Source organism: Paenibacillus aestuarii, assembly GCF_027789125.1.
In the GTDB taxonomy this organism is placed as follows: Bacteria; Bacillota; Bacilli; order Paenibacillales; family NBRC-103111; genus Paenibacillus_E; species Paenibacillus_E aestuarii.
Map to the genome: position 1 here is coordinate 1 of NZ_JAQFVF010000079.1, position 24,358 is coordinate 24,358.

General features: G+C 46.3%; 18 protein-coding genes. 13 read left to right on the forward strand and 5 right to left on the reverse strand.

Translation table 11 applies throughout. The features are described from left to right. Positions 1 to 26: 26 nt before the first annotated feature. Positions 27 to 1,202, reverse strand: a complete 1,176-nt coding sequence (locus O9139_RS26465) for a glycosyltransferase family 4 protein (protein ID WP_270884755.1) — start codon at positions 1,200 to 1,202, stop codon at positions 27 to 29. Positions 1,203 to 1,495: 293 nt separating this feature from the next. On the opposite strand from O9139_RS26465, the gene O9139_RS26470 reads away from it, so the two are divergent. The 3 genes from O9139_RS26470 (at position 1,496) to O9139_RS26480 (ending at position 4,248) form a co-directional block, all read left to right on the forward strand. Further along, positions 1,496 to 2,350: an alpha-1,2-fucosyltransferase gene (locus tag O9139_RS26470; RefSeq protein WP_270884756.1), complete on the forward strand. Its 855-nt coding sequence runs from the start codon at positions 1,496 to 1,498 to the stop codon at positions 2,348 to 2,350. Between the two features lie 371 nt (positions 2,351 to 2,721). Further along, a complete protein-coding gene (locus tag O9139_RS26475; RefSeq protein ID WP_270884757.1) occupies positions 2,722 to 3,504 on the forward strand; it encodes a glycosyltransferase family 2 protein in 783 nt (260 codons plus the stop codon). 54 nt (positions 3,505 to 3,558) lie between these two features. Continuing rightward, complete coding sequence (locus O9139_RS26480) at positions 3,559 to 4,248, forward strand: glycosyltransferase (RefSeq protein ID WP_270884758.1); 690 nt, start codon at positions 3,559 to 3,561, stop codon at positions 4,246 to 4,248. Positions 4,249 to 4,586: 338 nt separating this feature from the next. Here O9139_RS26480 and rlmN read toward each other — a convergent pair whose 3' ends face one another. Further along, complete coding sequence (rlmN, locus tag O9139_RS26485; RefSeq protein WP_270884759.1) at positions 4,587 to 5,669, reverse strand: 23S rRNA (adenine(2503)-C(2))-methyltransferase RlmN; 1,083 nt, start codon at positions 5,667 to 5,669, stop codon at positions 4,587 to 4,589. A gap of 441 nt (positions 5,670 to 6,110) precedes the next feature. Between rlmN and O9139_RS26490 the strand changes: the two genes are divergently transcribed. After that, positions 6,111 to 6,806 (forward strand): DUF899 domain-containing protein, encoded by a 696-nt coding sequence (locus tag O9139_RS26490; RefSeq protein WP_270884760.1) that lies wholly within the window; start codon positions 6,111 to 6,113, stop codon positions 6,804 to 6,806. A 113-nt stretch (positions 6,807 to 6,919) separates the two neighbouring features. Beyond that, entirely contained in the window at positions 6,920 to 7,249 is a 330-nt protein-coding gene (locus O9139_RS26495; RefSeq protein WP_270884761.1) for an EthD family reductase, read from the forward strand. Positions 7,250 to 7,373: 124 nt separating this feature from the next. Here O9139_RS26495 and O9139_RS26500 read toward each other — a convergent pair whose 3' ends face one another. The 3 genes from O9139_RS26500 to O9139_RS26510 all read right to left on the reverse strand — a co-directional run bounded on the left by O9139_RS26500 (position 7,374) and on the right by O9139_RS26510 (position 11,042). Then, positions 7,374 to 7,775 carry a VOC family protein gene (locus O9139_RS26500; RefSeq protein ID WP_270884762.1) on the reverse strand — a complete coding sequence of 134 codons (402 nt, stop codon included), beginning with the start codon at positions 7,773 to 7,775 and terminating at the stop codon, positions 7,374 to 7,376. Positions 7,776 to 7,895: 120 nt separating this feature from the next. Further along, positions 7,896 to 9,446 (reverse strand): SAM-dependent methyltransferase, encoded by a 1,551-nt coding sequence (locus tag O9139_RS26505; protein ID WP_270884763.1) that lies wholly within the window; start codon positions 9,444 to 9,446, stop codon positions 7,896 to 7,898. A gap of 294 nt (positions 9,447 to 9,740) precedes the next feature. Beyond that, positions 9,741 to 11,042 (reverse strand): DEAD/DEAH box helicase, encoded by a 1,302-nt coding sequence (locus tag O9139_RS26510; protein ID WP_270884764.1) that lies wholly within the window; start codon positions 11,040 to 11,042, stop codon positions 9,741 to 9,743. A gap of 318 nt (positions 11,043 to 11,360) precedes the next feature. Here O9139_RS26510 and O9139_RS26515 point away from each other — a divergent pair, with 318 nt between their 5' ends. The 8 genes from O9139_RS26515 to O9139_RS26550 all read left to right on the forward strand — a co-directional run bounded on the left by O9139_RS26515 (position 11,361) and on the right by O9139_RS26550 (position 24,256). After that, entirely contained in the window at positions 11,361 to 12,011 is a 651-nt protein-coding gene (locus O9139_RS26515; protein WP_270884765.1) for an MBL fold metallo-hydrolase, read from the forward strand. Positions 12,012 to 12,212: 201 nt separating this feature from the next. Continuing rightward, complete coding sequence (locus O9139_RS26520) at positions 12,213 to 13,754, forward strand: response regulator transcription factor (RefSeq protein ID WP_270884766.1); 1,542 nt, start codon at positions 12,213 to 12,215, stop codon at positions 13,752 to 13,754. A gap of 21 nt (positions 13,755 to 13,775) precedes the next feature. Next, positions 13,776 to 15,554: a cache domain-containing sensor histidine kinase gene (locus tag O9139_RS26525; protein WP_270884767.1), complete on the forward strand. Its 1,779-nt coding sequence runs from the start codon at positions 13,776 to 13,778 to the stop codon at positions 15,552 to 15,554. 193 nt (positions 15,555 to 15,747) lie between these two features. Next, complete coding sequence (locus O9139_RS26530; RefSeq protein WP_270884768.1) at positions 15,748 to 17,055, forward strand: ABC transporter substrate-binding protein; 1,308 nt, start codon at positions 15,748 to 15,750, stop codon at positions 17,053 to 17,055. 107 nt (positions 17,056 to 17,162) lie between these two features. Next, positions 17,163 to 18,029 carry a carbohydrate ABC transporter permease gene (locus O9139_RS26535; RefSeq protein ID WP_270884806.1) on the forward strand — a complete coding sequence of 289 codons (867 nt, stop codon included), beginning with the start codon at positions 17,163 to 17,165 and terminating at the stop codon, positions 18,027 to 18,029. Continuing rightward, positions 18,029 to 18,847, forward strand: a complete 819-nt coding sequence (locus O9139_RS26540; protein ID WP_270884769.1) for a carbohydrate ABC transporter permease — start codon at positions 18,029 to 18,031, stop codon at positions 18,845 to 18,847. The genes O9139_RS26535 and O9139_RS26540 overlap by 1 nt, the downstream gene beginning before the upstream one ends. A 40-nt stretch (positions 18,848 to 18,887) precedes the next feature. After that, entirely contained in the window at positions 18,888 to 21,938 is a 3,051-nt protein-coding gene (locus tag O9139_RS26545; protein ID WP_270884770.1) for a glycoside hydrolase family 2 TIM barrel-domain containing protein, read from the forward strand. 125 nt (positions 21,939 to 22,063) lie between these two features. After that, complete coding sequence (locus O9139_RS26550) at positions 22,064 to 24,256, forward strand: alpha-galactosidase (RefSeq protein ID WP_270884771.1); 2,193 nt, start codon at positions 22,064 to 22,066, stop codon at positions 24,254 to 24,256. Positions 24,257 to 24,358 lie beyond the last annotated feature (102 nt).

The following is a 24,358-nucleotide window of genomic DNA, read 5'->3' on the forward strand; positions in this document are numbered from 1 at the left end:
CCACGAATAAAGTCCCCGCCTTCCAATCAGGAAGCGGGGACTTTGCTATGTGTATCTCCTTCGGATAAGTCAAAGCGTTTGTAGACTTCCGCAATGCGGAGCGCATATTGCTCAAAATTAAAGCAGTTTTCAATTAACCCTCTATTCGTTATGCCCATCATCTCTCTTTTGCCTCTATTTTTAATCATGTAAAGCATGCTCTCGGCAAAAGCATCCGGGTGTTCATACTGGCTAATGACAATTCCGTTCTGGCCATGCTTGATGATTTCCGTATTCCCGCCCCTCCCTGTCGTGATAATCGGAATACCGGCTGTCATCGCTTCATACTGAACTCTAGCCAAAGGCTCCTTCCATTGAGACGCACAGATCAAAACATCGCTCATTGTGTAATAATCCGGCAGCTCATAAACGGGCAAAAAGCTCGTAAAATAGATATGCTCCGAAATGGGCTTCGCTTGTTCTCTCAGCATTTTGACGTACCCATTCTCGCTGAAATTGCCGAACCACTTGCTTCCTACAATAACTAGTGCTGTCCTGGGCTGCTGCTGCAAGACTTTCTTCATCGCTGTGATGAGAAGATGGCAGCCCTTCTTGGGGACTAGCCTTCCCACGAACAGAGCCACAAAGTAATCTGCCGGAATACCCAGCTTTTTTTTCATTTCCAGCGCAATCCGCTGCCCCTGCAGCGTGTAATGAGGTGTGTAGATGCTCGGCTCATCTCCTGTATATAAAACTGTTATTTTCGCTTTGGCGGAGGGACAGCGCCTCGCAATCGAGTCTGCTAGAAACTGACTGACGGCCACCATGTGATCGACAGCTTGCACAATCTCCTCTAACTCGCTTTGTTCAAGATGAGATCCGAATACCTGGTTGTGAAGCGACAACACCACCCGGGAATGGAAGCACACTTGCTTGATTGGCAGCACCCAATCCGGTTTGTTATACACCTGAATGACAGGAAAAGACTCAGCCTGTACATAAGAGATGACATTCTCCAGATAATTCTTCTTTGGGAAGCGAATATATCTGACACCATGAATCGTCTCCTTATTTGCAAGCATGGGGTCCTGAATCGAAAGGACCGTTACGTCAAATCCAAGCTTGGCCAAATAGGGTGATTTACGGGCCATCAGCAGTTCGATAGCTCCGCTACGAATCGGAGGGCAGGGCAAAGAGTCCGGGCAGATCAGCACAAGTTTCATATGCACTTTCTCTCCTTTCACTTCTTCAACGAAGAAGCATGTCTGTATGTAGGATATGAAAGGGAAGCTAGCTTTGACAGGGCTTAGATGGATGGACCTCTATTTTTGGGGCAAATAGAATAGATGGCATAAAATGGTGGGAGTACAGATCATAATTCATTTTAAAGCATTTTATGGAAAAATATTGGGGTGTTTTCAAGTTTTCCACTTTCATCTAGATATTTATCATGTGCTCTTTCTCTCAAAGCGCATAGAATAATAGTAAATTTAGAAGATTACATGGGGAGAAGACTATGAAGATTATTACAATGACGCAGATTGGAGCCAAAAGAGGAGGAAGATTTGGCAATCAAATCTTTAATTATGCATTTCTAAACCTTTATGCGACTTATTATCAGTTAAAAATAGAGACGAGTCCATGGGTTGGACAATATTTGTTTGACCTCAAGGATCCTCCAGTAACTCATCACTTTCCTTCAATCACCAAAGATGACGTGAATATTGATCAATTATTTAAAAGTCAAAAGCCACCGCACTATAACGTAGACTTTCGCGGGCACTTTCATTTCCATACAAGCTACTATCAGCCGTTTAAAAATCAGTTTATCTCCCTGTTTCAACCGGGTCAGTATGTGCACAAAACCGTCTATCCCGTACTTCAGCGACGAAAAAGGTTGAATCAATCATGGATCGGCATTCATATTCGCCGTGGCGACTATGCCAAATACCGAAATCATCCGAATCATTGGATAGCTCCTACGGCTTGGTATTTACGCTGGCTTGAAGTCGTGTGGCCGACATTGAAAAATCCGGTATTATTTATTGCCAGTGATGATTTGACGAACATCTTGCCTGAATTTAGGCGGTATTCCCCAATAACTTCAAAAGAAATCATACCTAATTTTCATTTAGATGTCCCTTCCAAGCTAGATGCATCCATCTATCCGGATTACTTTCTCTTAACCCAATGTGATTTCTTAGCTATCTCAAATAGTACGTTCTCATACTCAGCCAGCATGCTAAATAGCAACGCCAAAGTATTTGTTAGACCTGATCCCCATAAGCGAAAGCTCGTTACGTATGACCCCTGGAATAGCAACACTCATTTAAAAAATTCTTATCCATCTGCCAACAAAGGTCAAGACTGAACCGAACTCTATCTAGTTAAAGGCCATATTTTAATACTTTGCTCTCAGATTGGGAAGATGGCGGAAGTCAAATCAAAGATGGGGAGCAAAACAATGTTATTAATTTATAGGAGGGAAGTGTAATGTTTCCTTATTTTTACTTACATTACCAATCAATCCAAGCGACTGATGATAAGGTCTATACAAAAGCATCTATTCATTCATACTATATTGCAAAACGGTTGATAGAGGGGTGGTCAAGGTAAAAAAATTTTAATTCGCCCGAATGATTTAACCGATTTTATCGCTTTACCTAACGGTTTAATAAATCTATGGCTAACATTGAACGGTTATAGAGTCTATAGCTCTAGCACAAAAAGGAGTTGACTATATTGGAGAATATAGTAGAAAAGAAAGTTACAGTAATTATAAAAACTTTCGAACGTCCAAACTGCTTAGATATGCTTATAACGAGCATTAGGAAGTATTATCAAAAAATACAGATTATTGTAGCAGATGATAGTATGCATCCAAACCCTCGCTCTGATATAGAGTACCATGTTCTCCCTTTTGATAGTGGTGTATCCTTCGGCAGAAATTACTTAATCAAGCAGGTAAAAACCCCGTATTTTTTACTTCTTGATGATGACTTTTGTTTTATTAAGGAGACAAAAATAGAAAAGCTGCTGGAGACTCTAGAAAACTCTGACATTGACATCATAGGAGGCCGATGTGTTGAGAAAAAAGGTTTAAGGAACTCGCAAGCAGTCTTTAAGAAAAAGAATAAGCAACTCATATGTGAATCTAGCCCGTACGGAAGACAAAATGGTGTGAAATTATTTGACATGGTTGCCAACTTTTTTTTAGCAAGAACTGATCGATTGCTACACTTTCGATGGGATGAACGCTTAAAAACCGGTGGACAACATTTAGACTTTTTCTTGAGTCATAAAGGAAAACTTAAAGTAGCATTACACCCCAAAATATTTATATACCATACAAATGACCGTACAAATAAATTGTACAAACGATATCGTACAAGGGGCAGAAAAGTTTTTGAACCTATGTTTATGAAAAAGCACGGTATCTCAGAAATAAAAAGAGAACAATTTTTCCAACCTATCAGCGCAGTAAAGAAATACTTGAGTAAGGAAACGATGGAAACCTACTTTTAGCTAAATGTGGTCGTCATTCACACACAATTCATAGTTGGGGAAAGGAGGTAAGTTATGATCTCAGTCATTACATGCACAATAAAACCGGAATGTATAAATAATATTTTTAATAATTATGATCAGCAAACTGTAAAGAAGAAGGAATTATTTATTATTTTGAATCGTGATGATATGGATATAAAAATGTGGAGAGAAAGAGCTAAAAAGTATCCGAATGTTTCAATTTTTCAACTTCCTAGTCATGTCAGTGTAGGTCAATGTAAAAATTTCGCAATAAAAAAAGCCAATTATAGTGTTATTGCAAAATTTGATGACGATGATTTTTATGCGCCAAATTATTTAAGAGAAGCACTAGATGCAATTAAAAAAACAAACGCGGATATAATTGGTAAAAGATCGTATTATTCTTATGTAGAAAAAAACAAGGCCCTTGTTATCAGAGGCGAAAAAAATGAAAACAAATTCGTAGAACTAGTATGTGATGCCACATTGGTATTTAGAAAAAGGGTATTTGATAAAGTGCAATTCAATGACATGTGCCCAGGAAGTGATAAGGCATTTCAAAAAGATTGCCGCCGCCATGGCTTTAAAATTTATTCTAGTAGTATAAAAAATTTTGCTTACGTTAGGAGAGATTCAAAAAAACATACTTGGAAAATATCAGAGGATGAGTTCATGAGAAATAGCGCATTTATTTGTAAAACTGACGATTATAGAAGGTTTATTATAGCTAAAAATAGGTGAGAAAGGTTGTTCACGAATCCCATTAAATAAAAACACCTATACCTCAAAAGAAGAACGTCAAGAAGATAGCCAAGCGCTTGCTCTATATTTGATGTAATTTCATAGTGGTTCCCCCTCCTTAAGGTTGTGTACAGCTCATCCGTATCTGGAACCTAGTTTAGCACAGCTGGGACCTCCTAATAATTGTTTGAGGTGTCGGAAACGGGGATGATGCCGTCTGATTCTATAGGAAAAAGAGGATACAATTGGGTGTTGGCCGTAATCCTGCCAAGCCAAAATTCAAAAAAAGAGCGCCAGGCCAATGCCTGACGCTCTTGCTGTTTGCCGAATCCTACCGCTTACCGAGCTACCAAACTATCCTCACTGGATTTCTTGATCTGTTTGCTTCGCAGCTGACCGCAAGCCGCATCGATATCCGTCCCGTGCTCTAAGCGGACGCTGACAGAGATGCCCTGCTTTTTCAGCGTATCATAAAAGGCGCGTATCGTATCCCTGTCGCTCCGTTGATATTGGCTGTGCTCATCAACCGGATTGTACGGAATAAGGTTTACGTTCGCCAACTGGCTGATATGACGAATCAAATCGGCCAGCTGAAGCGCATGCTCGTGACCGTCATTAACGTCCCTGAGCAGAATATACTCGATCGTAATTCTGCGCTTCGTTTTCTCCAAATAGTACTCAATCGCGCTCATCAACTTCTCAATCGGAATCGCTTTGTTGATTTTCATGATTCGCGTACGCAGCTCGTTCGTCGGAGCATGCAGCGAAATCGCCAGATTCGTCTTCAAATCGGAGTCTGCGAATTCGCGGATTTTATCGGCCAGTCCGCTCGTAGAGACGGTAATATGTCTGGCGGCAATATCCAACCCCTTCTGATCCTTCACGATGCGGATGAAATTCTCCATGTTGACGAAATTGTCGAACGGCTCGCCGATTCCCATGACTACGATATGGCTGACGCGCTCGCCAGCGCCCTTGCTGTCCAGGTGAAGTTGAACCTTCATGATCTGTCCGACAATCTCCCCGGCAGAGAGATCCCGGCTTTTGGCTAGAAGACCGCTCGCACAGAAGCTGCATCCGATATTGCAGCCGACTTGTGTCGTTACGCAGACCGATAGCCCGTACTTATGGCGCATCAGCACCGTTTCTATTAAATTGCCGTCCTGCAACTTAAACAAAAATTTGATCGTTCCATCCGCAGACTCTTGCTTCATGTGCTCCGTCAACGTCTGAATCTGAAAATGCTCAGCCAGGACATCCAGACAGTCCTGCTTCACGTCCGTCATTTCCGAAAATGCCGTCACTCTTTTGCGGTACAGCCAATCCCAAACTAGCTGCACGCGCGATTTCTTGAATCCTTTATCAGCTAGCCAATCGACCAATTGATCAAATGTTAATCCATAGATGGATGGTTTATTCATGTTTATCCTCTTTCCAAGACTGTAACATGCTGTCCTAGTTTTACTAAGCAGCTGAAGCCTATCATTGTTTCTTATTGTGCCAAAAATCATCCATGAACACAAGAGGAGTGCACTTCCAGCGTCATAACTCAAATTGATTTTCTTAAAATAACAAACATACGTTCAATATTTTCCACCAGGACTACCATCCTTGTAATTGGAATTCATCGCGAAAGCTGGATGTCCGAAAAAAACTTTATCACCCCAATTGCTGCGTAACGGTAAGGCTAACACAGGATAATGTGGAAAAATAAGAAAAGGTTCACCAATAATCGGGGAGCCTTTTCTTATTTCGTTTTCGCTGAGAACAATGGATGACGCGACACGATAGCGGGCAGCATAGTGTATTCCAATATCGGGTAGAATGATCTAATAATAGAAAATGTGGATAGGGGCATCCTTATGGAAAAACACAGAATCTTGCCTAAAGATCAGTGGATTGAGGCGAGGAAGGAACTATTACGTAAAGAAAAGGAATTCACGAAACTTCGGGATGAACTCACACAGCAGAGGCGTGATCTTCCGTGGGAAGCCGTCAGCAAATCATACACATTCGACGGACCAAACGGTAAGATGTCACTGTCGGATTTATTCGCAGGGAGAAGTCAATTAATTGTGTACCATTTCATGTTCCATCCTAATTGGGATCAAGGCTGCAAACATTGTTCCTTTTGGGCGGATCACTATAGCGGGATGATCCCTCACTTAAATCACCGTGATGTGACTTTCATATGTATTTCACGTGCATCATTGGAAAAGCTGGAAGCGTTCAAAAATCGAATGGGCTGGACATTTCCATGGTATTCTTCGGGCAATTCAGATTTTAATTATGATTTTCAGGCTTCATTCACGGATGAAGAAGTGGAGAAGAATGAAGCCTTTTACAACTATACGCATCAGAATCCAATGACGACAGATAGAGAAGGCGTAAGCGTCTTCTATAAAGATGGGGATGGCAATATTTCCCATACCTACTCGACATACGCTAGGGGCATTGATATGATGAACATCACGTATCAGTTTCTCGACTTAGTACCGAAGGGGCGGCAAGACGATCGTGGACTGAGGCATCATGACCAATACGTTGCAAAAATATAAGCTTTACACCCGTACCATTACCACTTCGATGATGCGATATAACAAATCAGTTCTTGACCGTACCACTAATGTCATGCTTTATCATGTCATCATAACCCAAAGGAGTTGATGAGATGATCGTACTGACATTTTGTTATAAACGAGATATCCCATTTGACGATCAGTATTACTTCCATTCACATCTTCCAAATTTGTCAATGAAGGCTGTTCTTGAAATGGGTGCAACAAAATACGAGGTGAAAAAGATACTATCTTCAGCAGACGGTTCCCCGGTACCTTATTCATACATCTTTCATCTGTATTTTGAGACTAAGGAAGGACTAGAAAGATTTATCGGTGATCCTAGAATCAAAGCGTTGCAAGACGATGTTTCTAACTATTACATCGGAAAGCAAGATATTTTTATAGAAGAAATTGTCACATCGTTCACTAGTGCTGGCTAAGCTAACGGAGGACCCACGAATTGTTCCTTCTAAGCGACGATTTTGATTGGAATGTCAGATATGAGAGGGTACGGGGTGTAAAAAAACGCCGATGACCTTAAGCAGGTGACCGGCGTTTCTAATCTTAGCGTTTCGGCATTTTGCTCTCATCCATGTACAGCAGGTTCCAGCGGTGACCGTCCAGGTCGGCAAATCCTGCGCCGTACATCCAGCCGTCCGTTTCACTCGGCTTGCCAAAGATGCTTCCTCCGGCAAACTCTACTTTTTGAATAAAGGCATCTACTTCTTCTCTGCTTTCAGCGCCAATGGAAAATATCACTTCTGCGCTATGGGAAGTATCAGCGATGTTTGAACCTGTAAATTTCTCGAACGCCGCATCCGGGAACAGCAGAATCGTTGTTTGGCCGATGGCCAGCTTGGCTCTTTCGTTACCAACGTTCACCGCATGGAATCCAATCTCATTGAAAAAGGCAGTTGACCTCTTAACATCTTTGACCGGCAGGTTAATCCAAATCTCCTGTGACATGGCTGTAGCCTCCTGGAATATATTCTCAACTCCTCCTACTATACGTTACTTCTACGGCAGAAGCGAATCTTAACCATTATGGATTATGGCATGATTCACCGTAACATGGCTATGGCGAAACTATTCCGTCTCAAATCTATGTAACAACGCCCGTGCCTCTTCGTGATCTGGTTCAAGTATTAATAATTGTCTAGTGTAATTCAAGGCATCTTCTTCCAGTTCCAACTCGAAACAACAAATGGCTAAGCAAAAATAGACGGTGGATACGATCTCCTCTTGGTCTTCATGTATCGATAATTCTAAATACCGTTTGGAGTCCTCGTACATTTCCATCTCAAACAGTAACAAACCAGCCTCAAGCGCAATGTCATAACGCTGCTCCATGACGTAGTACGACGACCACATAAGCTGTATACCCTGAAGAATATCCTGCTTTTCCTCAACTTCTGCGTCCTGCAACAGGCTTGAGATCTGCTTCGTGCTCTGAATGAAGAACTCCGCATCATATCCACCTAGACGCCAAAAACTTAATATTTGCTGAAGTTCCATGCTCTCTAGATTTTCATCTACCCATACCTTCAAACTATAAAATTCGTCCGGACCAAAGCGTTCAAAAAATCGGCGATAAGCTAATCTTGTCTGGAAGTAGTCCATCGGTGTATCCATATTGATCATACAACCAACATTTATATGTTGATAATGATGCGGTGGAAATAACACGAGGGCTCCGTTCTGCTCCCAAACTTGCTGAAGTGCATGGTAGTTTGCCGTTAAAGAAAAACTTCCATGTAGGATCAACTCTGGTGGTTCCGCCAATTTCCAGTTTTCCAGTAAGTGATCTCCTTTGTCAGCCGTTATTAATACAAATCCCTTTTCTGACAATTGGTTTAAGCGCTCTATACAAGATAAGCCAGCGAGTGGAAATAAAATATGCGAACCTTCCAATTGCTCCTGATAGGTAGCTATGACATCACGGTAAGCATAAGTTTCTTGCTCGTATTCCGGTGCATGCCGATACTCATAATGTAAAGAAATTTGATCAAGTAATTCGGACGGTTTAAGTGAATCCTTATGCTTAGGATAATCGATGAAAACATCTGCTTCGTAAATTTCACCTTCGCTCACATAAAGCAATTCTTGCGGAATACTATCAAAAAAGTAGTTAGCCACAATGACTAAAGGCTGTTTTAAATCACCTTTTCTAATGGTTGTCTCTGAGATAATTAAATGCAAATCTTTGTCATGCACAGCATCATATCGTGCAAAATCGAGTATTCCCTTAGCGATAAAAGTCTTTAGAGCAGGGTGCTCCTTCCATGCCAACACATTGTTCATCGCCAGATCCGTCATGATATATTGAAACGAAGGTAACGTTAATCCTGCATAGTCAATTAACTGACATAACTCGTGTAACACATGAAAAGCAAAACGCCCCGCTCCTGCGCCAAGCTCTACAATAAGAACGGGCTCTGTGCTAGCTTGCTTCATTGCCCGATCTTGTAGAAAGCCGAAAATCATTTCTGCATAGGCCGCAGCAATCATTGGATTGCTTGTGATATATTGAGGAACTTGGTCGTTGTTCCAAGCCTTTAAGCCTTCTTGTTCATAATATGCCCTCTGAATATTCCATATCGGTGCTTCACTAAAGCGGTAAGAAGTATGAATTGTCATTTAAACGATTTCCTGTTCTCTGGAAGTTTTTCGATGAACAAAGAGCCTCATGAGGTGAGGCTCAAACGTGTTATCGTTAATCTTTATTGTATAACACTTTATCTATCCAAATTGTATCTTCAAAATGTTCATCTCGAAGATTGCAGCATATAAAGCTGGCTTTTTCTCTTGAAAGGGTCTTTCTGTACGTGTAGGTAATTTTTGGTTTTGGAACCGATAAGTGTATCATGTACATTCCCTTTTTTTTTAATCTTAATTCCTTAACTTCTGATGAACTGCTATTATTTTTGCTCTTTAGGAACGCCGTCTCCAGCGGCGGCTGGAACCTTCGGAAGTACCTTTCCTCCCAGTAGAGTCGCTCCGAGTGGAGTTGTCGCCTTGGCCTGGGGTGACACCGTGTTCGGATGATGTGACGCTGGTTTTGATCACGCTAACTGCGTTTGGAGTCGACTCATTTATTGTCATCGGATACGGATGATCCTCGGTCACCGGAATCTTCAATTTGATCAGCTTCTCAATATCTTTTAAATAAGGAATCTCTTCGTATTCACAAAACGAAATTGCGATTCCACTTAATCCCGCTCGTCCGGTACGTCCAATCCGATGCACATACGTTTCCGGGATATTCGGCAAGTTGTAATTTATGACGTGCGACAGCTCCTCGATATCGATGCCCCGGGCCGCAATGTCTGTCGCCACCAGTATACGAGTCACACCTTGCTTAAAGTTTTTTAGCGCAGCTTGGCGGGAATTTTGCGACTTGTCGCCGTGAATCGCCTGCGCGGTAATCTGCGCCTTCGTCAAGCCCCTCACCAGTCGATCCGCGCCATGCTTCGTACGGGTGAACACAAGCGCGCTCTCGATCGACTTCTCTTGAAGCAGGTCAATCAACAGCCACAGCTTATTCGGCTTGTCCACAAAGTAGAGCGTCTGCTTGATCCGCTCCGCCGTCGAGGAAACGGGCGTAATTTCGATTTTCACCGGATTCGTCAGCAGCGAGTCAACCAGAGACGTGATCTCGAGTGGCATCGTCGCCGAAAAGAACAGCGTTTGTCGTTTCACAGGCAGCTTGGCGATGATCCGTCTCATGTCGTGAATGAAGCCCATATCTAGCATGCGGTCTGCTTCGTCCAGCACGAGAATTTGCACGTGACGCAAATCGGCGAACCCTTGGTTCATCAAGTCAATTAGTCGTCCCGGCGTCGCTATGAGAAGATCCATGCCTTGCTCCAGTGCCTGCTCCTGCGCTTTTTGCGAGACTCCACCTACAATTACCCCACTTCGTAGGTTCAAAAAGCGTCCATAAGATTTAAAGTTGTCAGATATCTGAATGGCTAACTCTCTCGTAGGTGTCAGGATCAGCGAACGAATGACGTGCTTGCCGCTCGTTTGCTCCTGCTGCTTACTCAGCAGTTGGATAATTGGCAGCAAGAACGCTGCTGTCTTGCCGGTCCCCGTCTGAGCGCAGCCGAACAAATCACGGCCCTCCAGTACTGACGGAATCGCCTGCTCCTGTATGGGGGTTGGTTTTGTATAATTTTCTTTGGCCAGTGCTCTAAGTATAGGGGGAATCAGTTTCAATTGTTCAAATGCCATAAAATCTCCTTCTTTATACCACCGTCGATGCGGAGGTTTCACTTCTTGCAGTATACACCAGATACGAGGTGGAGCGCTGTATTATCTGTATCGGAAAATTTTACTTATGATGGATAGCTGGCAGCTTAGCACAACCCCGCTATCCAAACTGTGGTATGATATAGATGACATTAATGCAGATAGACAGGCTAAGGCTACTCATACGAAAGAATTAGATCAATTTAAAGAGGTTCTACATATATTCTTGGACCCTCACTAGTGGTTAAGAAACAGCAGGAAAACAGCTGTCATTCAATAAACGGAAGGAGTGCGTTCGTTATGCAGATTAAATGGTATGGCCATTCATCGTTTCTGCTGATTTCGGATGCCGGAACGAGAATTCTCATCGATCCCTACTTTAAGTTTCTTGGCTACCGCATGCCGGTTCCGGTTGAATCGGATATTGTCGTGGTTACGCATAATCATGGCGATCACAATAAAATTAACGCTGCATCGGGCGATTACTTGCTAGTGAAAGAGCCGAAAGCATACAGCCGTGACGATGTGATCATTCACGGGTTCAAAACTTTCCACGATAAGGTGAACGGGAAGAAAAGAGGGCCTAATCTTATTTTCCGCTTCCAGATAGACGGACTGACGATCTGTCATTGCGGGGATCTGGGGCATCTGCTTACAGAAGAACAAGTCAATGAAATTGGCAAAGTGGACATTCTCATCGTGCCCGTAGGAGGAAGGATGACGCTCGATGGGACAGAGGCCGTTCAAGTGATGCGTCAATTGCAAGCGACTGTAGCGATTCCAATGCATTATAGCACGAAGGCATTGGGCATTCTCGGAAGGATAATCTTCGCTAAGCTGGACAAATTCCTAGAGGCTGCCGGGACACGGACAACAGACGTGAAGACGTTGAACGTATCCAAGGAAAGCCTTGCCCAGTTTGCTGGCATCGTTACTATGCAATATGAGTAGAAGCGTAAGAGACAAAGGCTCGCATGCAAATGCTGCTGCTGTTTCGTTTTTTTGAAATTTCATATGTTTTTTGCTAGAATGAATTGCTAATAGAATCGGGAGAGGGACGCTTCACATCGAAGCATCCTCTCTCGTTTTTTTCATTGTATAAAAATGGATGTCATTGCGAGACTAATTATATTTGGATTGAAGGAGCGGAACATGGAGGCTAAGGGCAGAATCCTCGTGGTTGACGATGAAATGCTGGTACGTCAAGGAATTATCCATTTGTTGAACTGGGAAAGTGAAGGGTTTCAAATCGTCGGCGAAGCCGCCAACGGCAAGGAGGCGCTGGAGCTGGTTCATTTGCACCGGCCGCATATTATTTTGACCGACATTGTGATGCCGGTGATGGACGGCACAGAGCTGGCGAAAGTCGTAAAAGCGATGTATCCGGACATTGAAATCGTCGTGTTGAGCAGCTTCGGCGAATTTGAATATGTGCGCTCGACCTTTCAGAGTGGCGTTGCCGATTATATGCTGAAGCCGAAGCTCGATGCTGCTTCTCTGTTGGCCGTGTTGCATAAAACGGCTCAGCGCATCCCCGAGCTGCGGGGTATGGAGCCGACCGGTGATAGCAAGCATTCCCTGGATTATATTCTGGACAAGCTGATTTCCGGCTATTCCATCCCATACGACCGTCAGGAGCTGGAAAGCGCTCTTCCTTACACTGGCTTTGCGCTATTGATCGCGGATGCACAGATGGGTTCGGCAACGTTACAACGTGGCGAAGAATGGGCCGAGGCCGTCATCGGAGCCACTGTGCAGCATATGCAAAGCCCGCTGACCGTGCGGCTGCTGTCTCAACAAGACGGGCAAATCCGCTTTTTGCTGAACCTGAATCCGGAGGCTAAAGCGGACGCCGCTCGTTTGGTTAGACAGCTTGCGGAAACCGGGACCAGCTCGGGCATGGGCTTGTTTTTCGCGCTTAGCCGATTTTTTACAAATATTGAAGCCATACATGAAGTCTATTCCAATGAAATTATGCAAATCGTCAACCACCGCTTCTTTTTGTCAAACCGGCAGTACTTGATTTTGGATGAGCTGAAGGAGCAAGGGGAAAGCGTCAGTTTTGATATGGAAGCCTTTAATGCCGGGCTCAATCGCCAAGAGTATCCTCAGGCGTTTGAACGGCTGCGCAGCTATGTGCAGTCGATGCCCGGGCGGATGGATATGGACATGTTCGCGTTGAAATCGTCTTTAGGCCACAGCCTTTTCAACATTATCGTTTCTTTGCTGCATTTTCACTATGAGGCGGCTTCCTTGGATGAAAGCAAGTATGAGTATTTTCGTTCCATCCATGAAGCGGATCATATAACGGACGTGATTGCGCTGGTAGAAAAATTTTTGAACGAGGCGATGGAATGTGTCACAGGCAAAAAAGCCAGCTCGCCGGCCTTTCAAAAAATTTTACAGTATATCGACGAGCATCTTGCGGAACCGCTGACATTAACGGAAGTGGCGAAGTTGTTTCATTTTAACGCCTCGTATTTATCCAATTATTTTGCCGTTCATAATAAAGAAGGCTTTAATGAGTACTTAAACCGCATTCGCATCGACAAGGCTTGCGAGCTGCTGCGGGATAACCCGGCGCTTTCGATTGCAGAAATAGGCAGCCTAGTCGGCTACTCCGACCACAGCTATTTTACAAAAGTATTTCGCAAGTTGAAGGGGATTTCGCCCAGTCTATACCGTAAAAAATAAGGAGGGGACAATCGGCTGACAATGGGAACCCGTCTACGGAAAATCGCAGAACAAAGCTTATTTAGCAAAATTTTTTTCGTCATGGTCATCAGTATTATCTCCATCACGATCTTAACCTCATGGGTGACTGTGCAAATGTCTAAAAAGCTGTTTGTACAAACTTTCAGTATCACAAATTCGAAGATTATCGACCAAATCAAAAGCGGTTTGGAAGCGTTCCACTACTCCAACGTAAACATAGCGATTAATACAGCGCAAAGCGCTGCAATCAAAAATTATTTGACCGCGCCGGATGTGAACTCTTTAACGGACAACAGGACCGTTTACAGCATGGAGGAGCAGATGAACCGGATCCAATCGCGAATCGGCACCAAAAGCATTGGGATCTTGCTGCTCGGCGGAAACGGCAAAAGCTATATCAGCGACCGTTCCTATTGGTCCGGCTCCTTGCAAAAGCTGCAGCAAAATCCGATTACGCAAAGTACGCTCAGTCAGCCTGGAAAGCTGCTATACAGCTTCATGAATGCAGAGGCGGCGGGTTGCGGCGAGTCTTGTCTGGTCGCCTCGAAAGCGTTGTACACACCGGGAAGCGAACAAATTTACGGCACGCTGTACATGATGATCAGGGAAAGCGAATTTAGCGGCATTTACAACAGTTTTACAAGCACCGGCAACGATGTGATGATTCTTAATCAATCCGGAGTCATCGTCTCCAGCAATCGGACGGAGCTTGTCGGGACGGCATCCGACGAGCTGCTAACTAGCGCCAGGACGTTGCAGCAAAAGGGCGGGGCTAATCTCGAACTCGAAATGGGCGGCAAAGACGTTATCGTGCTTGCCGATTATTTGCCGTTGTTTGATTTTTACATTGTAAATGTGATCGATAAGAATATGGTGCTTGGCCATATGCTCAACACGCAGGCGATCGTACTTATTTGTACAGGCATTGTGGCGGCTGCCGTGCTGGTCGTTTACTTTATTACGCGCAGGCTGACCAAATCGCTGCGAACGCTCGTTAAGAAGATGTCGAACGTAACCAAAAACAATTTTAACAACTATATGACCGTCTCCGGCAGCTACGAAACGAGGGAGCTAAGCAATTCCTACAACTACATGCTCGACGAGCTTAATGACTATGTCAGCAGGTTGGTTGAAACCCAGAAGGAGCAGCGAAGGGCAGAGCTGGCCGCGCTGCAGCAGCAAATTAATCCTCATTTTCTGTATAATACGCTCGCTTCCGTGAACTTTTTAGTCCAGCGGGGCAGCAATGAGCAGGCGACAGAAACGATTCATGCGCTCATTTCGCTGCTGCAAAATACGATCAGTAATGTCAAAGAAACGATTACGGTTGAACAGGAACTGCAGAGCTTGAAGCATTATGTGTTTATTAACCAGGTGCGATATGGCCACGGAATTAAAGTGGATTACTTCGTCTCACCGGATTGCTTGATGGCGCAAGTGCCCAAGCTGATGCTCCAGCCATTTATCGAAAATGCCTTTTTTCATGCTTTTCATAAAAAACATACAGGCTATATCTACGTCATCATCACCAGAGACCGGGAAACGCTTGTCTGCGAGGTCGTCGATAATGGCGACGGAATGGAGCAGGCATCTGATGTGAAAACAACCACGAATTCGACCCATGCGAAGCAGCCGTTCACAGGCATCGGCATCCGCAACGTTCACGACCGCTTATTGCTGCTGTACGGCAAAGAGTACGGCGTTTCGATGGAGAGCGGATTAGGCCAGGGTACCAAAATTACGATTAGGCTTCCGTGGATGACCGATCAGCCGGTATAAGGACATGCAATTCCAAAAAAAGTGCAAATTCTAAAGAAAGTACAAATTTATCGAAAATAATTAGAATAAGGACGGTTGCAACTTCGAATAATAACACTAATTGAGGAAAAGTAATTCCTAACAGGCCGTTTTGGAAGGATGTTATGATTACTTTGTAAGCATTTTCATAACCTTAACAAACAGGGGGAGCAACATGAAAAAGACACTTTCAGCAGTCCTGCTGTCGAGCCTCTTGCTGCTATCGGCATGCGGGAGCAACACCGGCAACACAACGAATACCGCGAAACCTACGGAACAAGCGGCGTCCGGCACGAAGGAAATTACTGTCTGGGCATGGGACAAGAACTTCAATATTGCTGCAATGAAGTTGGCGCAAGAAGCGTACGCCAAAGATCATCCTGATGTGAAAATCAACATCGTGGAATACGCCCAGGATGACATCATCCAAAAGCTGAACACGGGACTTAATTCCGGCACGACCTCGGGTTTACCTAACGTCGTATTGATCGAAGATTACCGTGCCCAAAGCTTCTTGAAAGCGTATCCTGATTCTTTCCAAGACCTGTCGACTTCCATTAAAGCCTCTGATTTTGCCGATTACAAAATCGGAGCGACGAGTCTAAACGGTAAACAGTACGGTCTTCCGTTCGATTCCGGCGTAACTGGATTGTATGTCCGCAAAGACTACCTGGAGCAAGCCGGTTATAAAGTCGACGATATGAAGAACATCGATTGGGATAAATTTATTGAGATCGGTAAAGCGGTAAAAGCCAAAACCGGCAAAGATATGCTGACACAGGATCCGAACGACCTTGGTTTAATCCGCATGATGATTCAGTCGGCAGGCTCCTGGTATCTGAAAAGCGACGGCTCTACGCCGGATCTGAAAGACAATGCAGCGCTGAAGGACGCTTTCCAAACTTACAAAACTTTAATGTCCGCCAATATCGTGAAGATTACTTCCGACTGGAACTCTTTCCTGGCTGGCTTTAACAGCGGCGCTGTCGCAACCGTGCCAACAGGCAACTGGATCACGCCTTCAATCAAGGCGCAAGCGGATCAATCCGGCAAATGGGCCGTCGTTCCGTTCCCTAAACTGAAGAACACAGCGAGCTCGGTCAACGCCTCGAACCTTGGAGGAAGCTCCTGGTATGTGTTGAATAGCCCAGGTAAAGAGGTTGCCGCGGACTTCCTCGGAAAAACGCTTGGCTCTAACGTAGATTTGTATCAAAAAATGCTGACCAATATCGGAGTTATCGGCACCTATAAGCCTGCAGCTACGGGTGAGGCTTATACGAAAGCGGACGATTTCTTCGGCGGTCAAAAGATCAGCTCTGATTTTGCAACCTGGACGACACAAATTCCTAAGGTCAACTATGGCATGCATACGTATGAGATTGAAGATATTCTCAAAGTAGGAGCGCAGAGCTATTTGAAAGGTACAGATTTGGATAAAGTGTTGAGTGACGCGCAGTCGCAAGCGGAGTCGCAAATTAAGTAACCCGTTGCATTTCCGATCAACGCTGACCTTCGTTTTGCCGATGCGCATGGCGGAGGTCAGCGTTTCCATTTTTTTAAAGGGAAGGTTTGGTAGCCTTGAACTATACAATGAAAAACCGAGCTCAGTTGACGGGATGGCTGTTTATTGCGCTTGCCGTAATCTTGATCTGTATCTTTTACTTTTATCCGATGATTCAAGCTTTGCTGCTCTCCTTTAAGACCGGAGCGGGAGCAAACCTGCATTTCAATGGAGTCGACAACTACAAACGGCTGTTTAGCGATAAGACGTTCTTCACTGCTGTCAAAAATACGTTTATCTTTTTGATCATTCAAGTGCCTATTATGATTTTGCTGGCCATGATCATCTCCGTGTTGCTTAACGACAGCAATCTGAAGTTCAAGGGATTTTTCCGCACGGCAATTTTTTTGCCATGTATCACCTCGCTTGTCGCTTATTCAGTTGTGTTCAAATATTTGTTTGGCAACGACGGTCTGGTCAATCTGGCACTGTTGAAGCTGCATATTCTCACGCAACCGATTCAATGGATTTCTGATCCGTTCTGGGCAAAGGTAACCATTATTATTGCGATTACTTGGCGCTGGACCGGCTATAATATGATTTTTTACTTGTCGTCGCTGCAAAACATCGACAGCTCGATTTATGAGGCCGCCCGCCTCGACGGTGCTTCCTCGATCCGGCAGTTTTTCAGCATTACGGTGCCATTATTGAAGCCGATTATCTTGTTTACTTCGATTACTTCGACGATCGGAACGCTGCAGCTGTTTGACGAAATTGTTAATATTACAAAAGGCGGACCAGGCAATGCAACGCTTTCAATTTCACAATACATCTATAATCTTTCGTTCAAATACTCTCCCGACTTTGGTTATGCCGCTACCGTTTCTTATTCGATCGTGGTCATGATCATCGTGCTGTCCGTCCTTCAAATCAAACTGGCAGGTGAGAATAAATAATGTTGAAAAAGACCTTCATCTATGTGTTTTTGACCGCTGCGGCGATCATTTCGATATTCCCGTTTCTTTGGATGATCATCAGCTCGACGAATCTTTCCGTGGATGTCACGCAGGGGAGAATGCTGCCGGGCAGCCATTTTGCGCAAAACTTCACCAAGCTGGTGAGCTCGGTCAACCTGTTCCAAGCTTTCGGCAATTCACTCAAAATCTCTATATGGACGACAGTTCTGGCGCTGCTGATTGCTTCGCTTGCCGGTTACGGCTTTGAAATTTACCGCAGCAAGGCCAAAGACGTCGTATTCAACATTTTGCTGCTGTCGATGATGATTCCATTCGCGGCGATGATGGTGCCGCTTTATCAAATGTTTTCCAAGCTGTCGCGAACGGCTCCCGCGTTGGGCGTCAACACGATCGTGGCGGTTGTGCTCCCGACCTTTACGACTGCGTTTCTCATTTTCTTTTTCCGCCAAAGCACGAAAATGTTTCCGAAGGAGCTGCTGGAGGCCGGACGTATGGATGGGCTGACCGAGCTCGGCCTGTTTTTCCGCATCTACGTACCGACGATGAAGACAACTTTCGCCGCCGCGTCGATTATTACATTTATGTCCAGCTGGAACAACTACTTGTGGCCGCTGATCGTGCTGCAGACCCCGGAAAAAAGAACGATCCCGCTCTTAGTCTCGAACTTAGGTTCCAGTTATTCGCCGGATTTCGGTGTGATCATGACGGCTATCGTCATTTCAACACTGCCGACTGCACTTGTTTTCTTCCTCATGCAAAAACAATTTGTCGCGGGTATGGTTGGATCTGTAAAATAGAGTAAATGGCAAAATATGAATGTTTAGGAGACGAAATCGAATGGGTCATACGAAACCAAGCCTGGATTGGCTTCAAGATGTCAGCATTTTTAGAGTGAACAGGCTGGATGCTCACTCAGATCACCGTTACTATAGCTCAATGGCGTCCGCCACGGCCGGATTGCCGATGGACATGCGCCATAGCTTGAACGGCAGCTGGCAATTCAGCTATGCGGTTAATCCGGCAAGCCGGATTGCCGCATTTTACGAAATGGATTACAATACCGCCGCTTGGGCGCATATTCAAGTGCCGGGCCATATTCAGCTTCAAGGCTGGGGCCAGGCGCAGTACGTGAACACGATGTATCCGTGGGACGGGTTGGAAGCTCTTCGTCCTCCGCACATTTCCCAGGAGCATAATCCGGTGGGCAGTTATGTGAAGCAGTTTGACCTGCCAGCCGATATGCAGGGCAAGCCCGTTTATATTTCTTTTCAAGGCGTCGAATCGGCTTTTTACGTCTGGCTGAACGGCGAATTTGTCGGCTACAGCGAAGACAGCTTTACGCCTTCCGAATTCGATTTGACTCCGTATATCCGCGAAGGGTCGAACAAGCTGGCTGTTGAGGTTTATCAGCGCAGCACCGGAGGCTGGCTGGAGGATCAAGATTTTTGGCGCTTCTCCGGCATTTTCCGCGATGTATATCTATTTACGGTTCCGAAGCACCATGTTTGGGATTTGCATGTCAAAGCCGAACTGGATGACCGCTATGAAAACGGCACTTTGAAGGTGGATTTGGCGCTGCGCGCAGAGCCGTCCGCTCGCGTACATGCGCTGCTGGAATTGAAAGACGCCGCGGGCAGGACGTGCCTTACGGAAAAGAACGAGTTCCAGAGCGGCAAGCTGGAAGTGGTTGCTGAAGCAGGCCGCGTGCAACTGTGGAGTGCCGAGAGCCCGTATTTGTATTCGCTATACATCTCGATTTTGGATGAGCATGGGGAACTGGTCGAAGCGATCGTGCAAAAGGTCGGCTTCCGCCGGTTTGAGATGAAGGACAAGCTGATGTGCCTGAACGGCAAACGAATTATGTTTAAGGGTGTCAACCGCCACGAGTTCAACTGCCGCAGCGGGCGGGCGATCACGAAACAGGACATGCTGTGGGATATCCAGACGCTGAAGCGGAGCAACATCAACGCCGTCCGCACTTCGCACTATCCGAACCAAACGATGTGGTACGAGCTGTGCGACGAATATGGCGTCTACGTCATCGATGAGATGAATTTGGAGACGCATGGATCCTGGCAAAAAATGGGTGCCGTTGAGCCTTCTTGGAACATTCCGGGTAACGATCCGCAGTGGCAGGACATCGTGCTCGATCGTGCGCGTTCGATGGTAGAACGGGATAAGAACCATCCTTCCATCTTGATCTGGTCGTGCGGCAACGAGTCTTATGCGGGGCAGGTCATTCTGAACGTGTCGAATTATTTCCGCGAAACCGACCCGAGCCGGCTTGTCCATTACGAAGGCGTGTTCCATAACCGCGAATATGATGCGACCAGCGACATGGAGAGCAGAATGTACGCGAAGCCGGCGGATATTGAAGCCTATCTTCAAAGCCAGCCGGAGAAACCTTACATCAGTTGTGAATATATGCATGCCATGGGCAACTCTGTAGGCGGCTTGCATAAATATACGGAACTGGAAGCCAAGTACCCGATGTATCAAGGCGGCTTTATTTGGGACTATATCGACCAAGCGTTGGTGAAAGAAGACCGTTTTGGCCGCGAATATTTAGCTTACGGCGGCGATTTCGGAGATCGCCCGTCCGATTATAGCTTCTGCGGCAATGGCCTTGTATACGCTGATCGGCAAATCACACCGAAAATGCAGGAAGTGAAATTCCTCTATCAAAATTATAAGCTGGAGCCGACCCGTACGGAGATCAAAATCATCAATGACAGCTTGTTCACAGGGACGGACCATCTCGTGCTGGAGTATAGCCTGTATCGTGATGGCAAGCAGATAGGGATTTGGCAAACCAATGTAGACGTAGCAGCGCAAAGCCAAATTAGCGTCCCGATAGAACTGCCTCTTATGGAAGAGGTATCCGGTGAGTATTGTCTGCAAGCTTCGCTGAAGCTTAAAGAGGCGCTCCTATGGGCCGAGGCCGGATTTGAGATCGCTTTTGGACAAAAAATTGTGGCAATCCAGACTTCATCCGACCGCTGTCTGCCATCCAGAGCTCTTCAAGTGGTTGAAGGCGATGTAAATATCGGCGTTACGGGCCAGGACTTTTCCATTCTATTTTCCAAGCAAGTCGGATCGGTCGTATCCATCAAATACAGCGGCCGCGAAATGATCGCCGTACCGCCGACGCCGTTATTTTGGAGGGCTACCACCGATAATGATAAAGGGACATCGCTTGGCTTCACGGCTGGCGCTTGGTATGCGGCGAGTTTAGCGAGAAAATGCACAAAAGTCGAACTCGTGCAAACGTCGGATACGGCAACCGTCACGTTTGAGTACACGTTCAGCATCCATGCTGAACTACGGGTTAGAACGGCCTACACGGTGTATGCGGATGGAACCATCCGTGTGCACACTAGCTACAAAGGAGCCGAGGGGCTTCCGAATCTGCCTATCGTGGCTCTCTCTTTCAAGATGGCGTCTGATTACAACCAATCCGAATGGTATGCGATGGGGCCTGAAGAAAACTATATCGACCGCGCTTGCGGGGCGCGCTTAGCTGTTTTCAGCAGCCCGGTTGATCAATTGCCATCACGTTATCTCGTTCCGCAGGAATCGGGCAACCGCACTGGCGTCCGAAGCGTGAAAATTACGGATGCGAATGGACTGGGGCTTATGATTAAAGCAGATCCGCTTGCGCCGGTAGAGTGCAATGTATCTCCTTATACCGCTTTTGAGCTGGAGCAGGCTAATCATCACTGGGAGCTGCCGGAGGTGCATTACACAGTCGTAACCGTGGCGGGCAGACAAATGGGCGTAGGCGGAGACGACAGCTGGGGCGCACCTGTGCACGATGAATATCTGATACCGTCAAACCAGGATTTGGAATTTGAATTTTACATTAACGGGCTTACTGTGAAGGAATGACAGGCATCGAGCTAAAAAGAGCGAGACTTGGGGGTAAGATTCCCCGCCCCATCTCGCTCTTTTCTTTTCACCATAGCCCATTTGTGGAGAATCTAATATCGGAATCGGAGTGAGGGAGAAGTACCATGAATATTTTTTACAGCGAAAATAAGCAGCTGTTTCATCTGCAATCTAAAGATATGAGTTACATCATTCAGCTGGTAAACGGATATCCGTCTCATGCCTACTGGGGAAAGAAACTGGATCACAATGGGAACTTAGACGATTTTCTGATGCTGCTGGAGCGGTGCTCGTTCAGCCCTAATCCGGTGCCGGACGACAGGCGCATCTCGCTCGATACGTTGCCGCAGGAATATCCGCAATATGGAACTAGCGATTTCCGCCAACCGGCTTATCAAGTGCAGCTGGAGGATGGGAGCCGGATTACGGAGCTGTTATATAAATCGCACCGAATCGTAAGGGGCAAGCCTGCGCTGGAGGGGCTGCCGGCTGTCTATGCCGAGTCGGAACAGGAAGCGATGACACTGGAGCTGGAGCTAACCGACGCGTATTCCGGGTTGCTGGTTATTATCAGCTACACGGTTTTTGAAGCGTTCAGTGCCATTACACGATCTGTACGTTTTGTCAATAAAGGGCAGCAAGCGCTGAATTTACGCAGCGCCTTGAGCGCAAGTGTCGACTTTGCCGATGCCGAGTACGACAGTTTGGTTTTAACAGGCGCTTGGGTGAGGGAAAGGCACATCCAAAGAAGTCCGCTCGCGAAGGGCGTGACGACAAAGATTGAAAGCCGTCGCGGCTCCAGCAGCCATCAGTCCAACCCGTTCATCGCCTTGCTCCGGCCGGACGCAGGCGAAGAACAGGGGGACGTGTTCGGTTTCAGTCTCGTCTATAGCGGGAATTTCGCTGCCGGGGCCGAAGTGGATCAATTCGCTACGGTGCGGGTGTCGATCGGCATCAATCCGTTTGACTTCAATTGGCTGCTAGGGGCGGGCGAGTCGTTCCAAACGCCTGAAGCGGTGCTTGTCTATTCGCCCGAAGGTTTGGGAGGCATGTCAAGAACGTACCATAAGCTGTACCGTACCAGGCTGTGCCGAGGCGTTCATCGCGATAAGGAACGGCCGGTTCTGGTGAATAACTGGGAAGCGACATACTTTAATTTCAACGCTGACAAAATTGAAGCGATCGCTGGCGAAGCCGCTGAGCTTGGGATTGAACTGTTCGTGCTTGATGACGGCTGGTTCGGCAAGCGCGATAACGATACGACTTCTCTGGGGGATTGGACGGTCGACCGCAACAAGCTGCCGAACGGTCTGGAAGATTTGGCTTCTCGTGTAAATAAGCTTGGGCTGCAGTTCGGTCTATGGTTTGAGCCGGAGATGATATCGCCTGAGAGTGAGCTGTATCGCCTTCACCCGGACTGGTGCCTGCACGTGCCGGACCGCCGCAGAACGGAAGGACGCGCTCAGCTCGTTCTTGACTATTCCAGACAAGATGTCCGGGCGTATATTTTTGATGCGCTCAGCGAGATCTTCCGGACCGTCCCGGTTTCCTATGTCAAATGGGATATGAACCGTAATATGACGGAGATCGGTTCCGCTGCGCTGCCGGCAGAGCGCCAAACCGAAGTCGCGCACCGGTATATGTTGGGACTGTATGAGCTGTTGGAGAAGCTGACCGGATCATTTCCGCACATCCTCTTCGAGAGCTGTTCAGGCGGCGGCGGCCGATTCGATCCGGGCATGCTCTATTATATGCCGCAGACGTGGACAAGCGACGATACGGACGCAGTCGAAAGGCTCAAAATCCAATACGGAACCAGCATCGTCTACCCGGTTAGCGCGATGGGTTCGCACGTTTCCGCCGTACCGAATCATCAGGTGGGCCGCATCACGCCGCTCACGACCAGGGGCGACGTGGCGATGTCCGGCAACTTTGGATACGAGTTGGACCTGACTAAGCTGTCAGCGGAAGAGAAAGCGGTCATGAAGCGGCAAGTGAGTGATTACAAAGAACTTCGCGGGCTTGTTCAGAGCGGTGATTTGTACCGCTTAAAAAGTCCGTTTACCGGAAATGAAACGGCTTGGATGTTCGTTTCGGAAGATAAGAAGAAAGCGGTCGTGTTCTATTTCCGGGTTCTGGCTGAGCCTAACGCTCCGCTGCGGAGGCTGCAGCTTCGCGGTCTGCATGCAGGCTTCGATTATCGCGTCAGTCAGCTCGGCACCAGCTACCGCGGAGACAGGCTGATGCACTTCGGGCTGAATCTGCCGCAGATCGACGGCGATTATGCTAGTACCTGGTTTAAGCTGGATGCCGAGTAACGATACGTAGTCCCAATCTCAGCGAATGTAATAGCTTTGTTGTAACCAGTTTTGTGCTCCCCGCCATTAGGCGGGGATCTTTTTATTTCCATCTGATATGAA

Excerpts from the sequence above, each read along its gene's own strand:
- O9139_RS26465 (WP_270884755.1), bottom strand. The coding sequence starts at position 1,202 with ATGAAACTTGTGCTGATCTGCCCGGACTCTTTGCCCTGCCCTCCGATT.
- O9139_RS26470 (WP_270884756.1), top strand. The coding sequence starts at position 1,496 with ATGAAGATTATTACAATGACGCAGATTGGAGCCAAAAGAGGAGGAAGA.
- O9139_RS26480 (WP_270884758.1), top strand. The coding sequence starts at position 3,559 with ATGATCTCAGTCATTACATGCACAATAAAACCGGAATGTATAAATAAT.
- rlmN (WP_270884759.1), bottom strand. The coding sequence starts at position 5,669 with ATGAATAAACCATCCATCTATGGATTAACATTTGATCAATTGGTCGAT.
- O9139_RS26490 (WP_270884760.1), top strand. The coding sequence starts at position 6,111 with ATGGAAAAACACAGAATCTTGCCTAAAGATCAGTGGATTGAGGCGAGG.
- O9139_RS26495 (WP_270884761.1), top strand. The coding sequence starts at position 6,920 with ATGATCGTACTGACATTTTGTTATAAACGAGATATCCCATTTGACGAT.
- O9139_RS26500 (WP_270884762.1), bottom strand. The coding sequence starts at position 7,775 with ATGTCACAGGAGATTTGGATTAACCTGCCGGTCAAAGATGTTAAGAGG.
- O9139_RS26505 (WP_270884763.1), bottom strand. The coding sequence starts at position 9,446 with ATGACAATTCATACTTCTTACCGCTTTAGTGAAGCACCGATATGGAAT.
- O9139_RS26510 (WP_270884764.1), bottom strand. The coding sequence starts at position 11,042 with ATGGCATTTGAACAATTGAAACTGATTCCCCCTATACTTAGAGCACTG.
- O9139_RS26515 (WP_270884765.1), top strand. The coding sequence starts at position 11,361 with ATGCAGATTAAATGGTATGGCCATTCATCGTTTCTGCTGATTTCGGAT.
- O9139_RS26520 (WP_270884766.1), top strand. The coding sequence starts at position 12,213 with ATGGAGGCTAAGGGCAGAATCCTCGTGGTTGACGATGAAATGCTGGTA.
- O9139_RS26525 (WP_270884767.1), top strand. The coding sequence starts at position 13,776 with ATGGGAACCCGTCTACGGAAAATCGCAGAACAAAGCTTATTTAGCAAA.
- O9139_RS26530 (WP_270884768.1), top strand. The coding sequence starts at position 15,748 with ATGAAAAAGACACTTTCAGCAGTCCTGCTGTCGAGCCTCTTGCTGCTA.
- O9139_RS26535 (WP_270884806.1), top strand. The coding sequence starts at position 17,163 with ATGAAAAACCGAGCTCAGTTGACGGGATGGCTGTTTATTGCGCTTGCC.
- O9139_RS26540 (WP_270884769.1), top strand. The coding sequence starts at position 18,029 with ATGTTGAAAAAGACCTTCATCTATGTGTTTTTGACCGCTGCGGCGATC.
- O9139_RS26545 (WP_270884770.1), top strand. The coding sequence starts at position 18,888 with ATGGGTCATACGAAACCAAGCCTGGATTGGCTTCAAGATGTCAGCATT.
- O9139_RS26550 (WP_270884771.1), top strand. The coding sequence starts at position 22,064 with ATGAATATTTTTTACAGCGAAAATAAGCAGCTGTTTCATCTGCAATCT.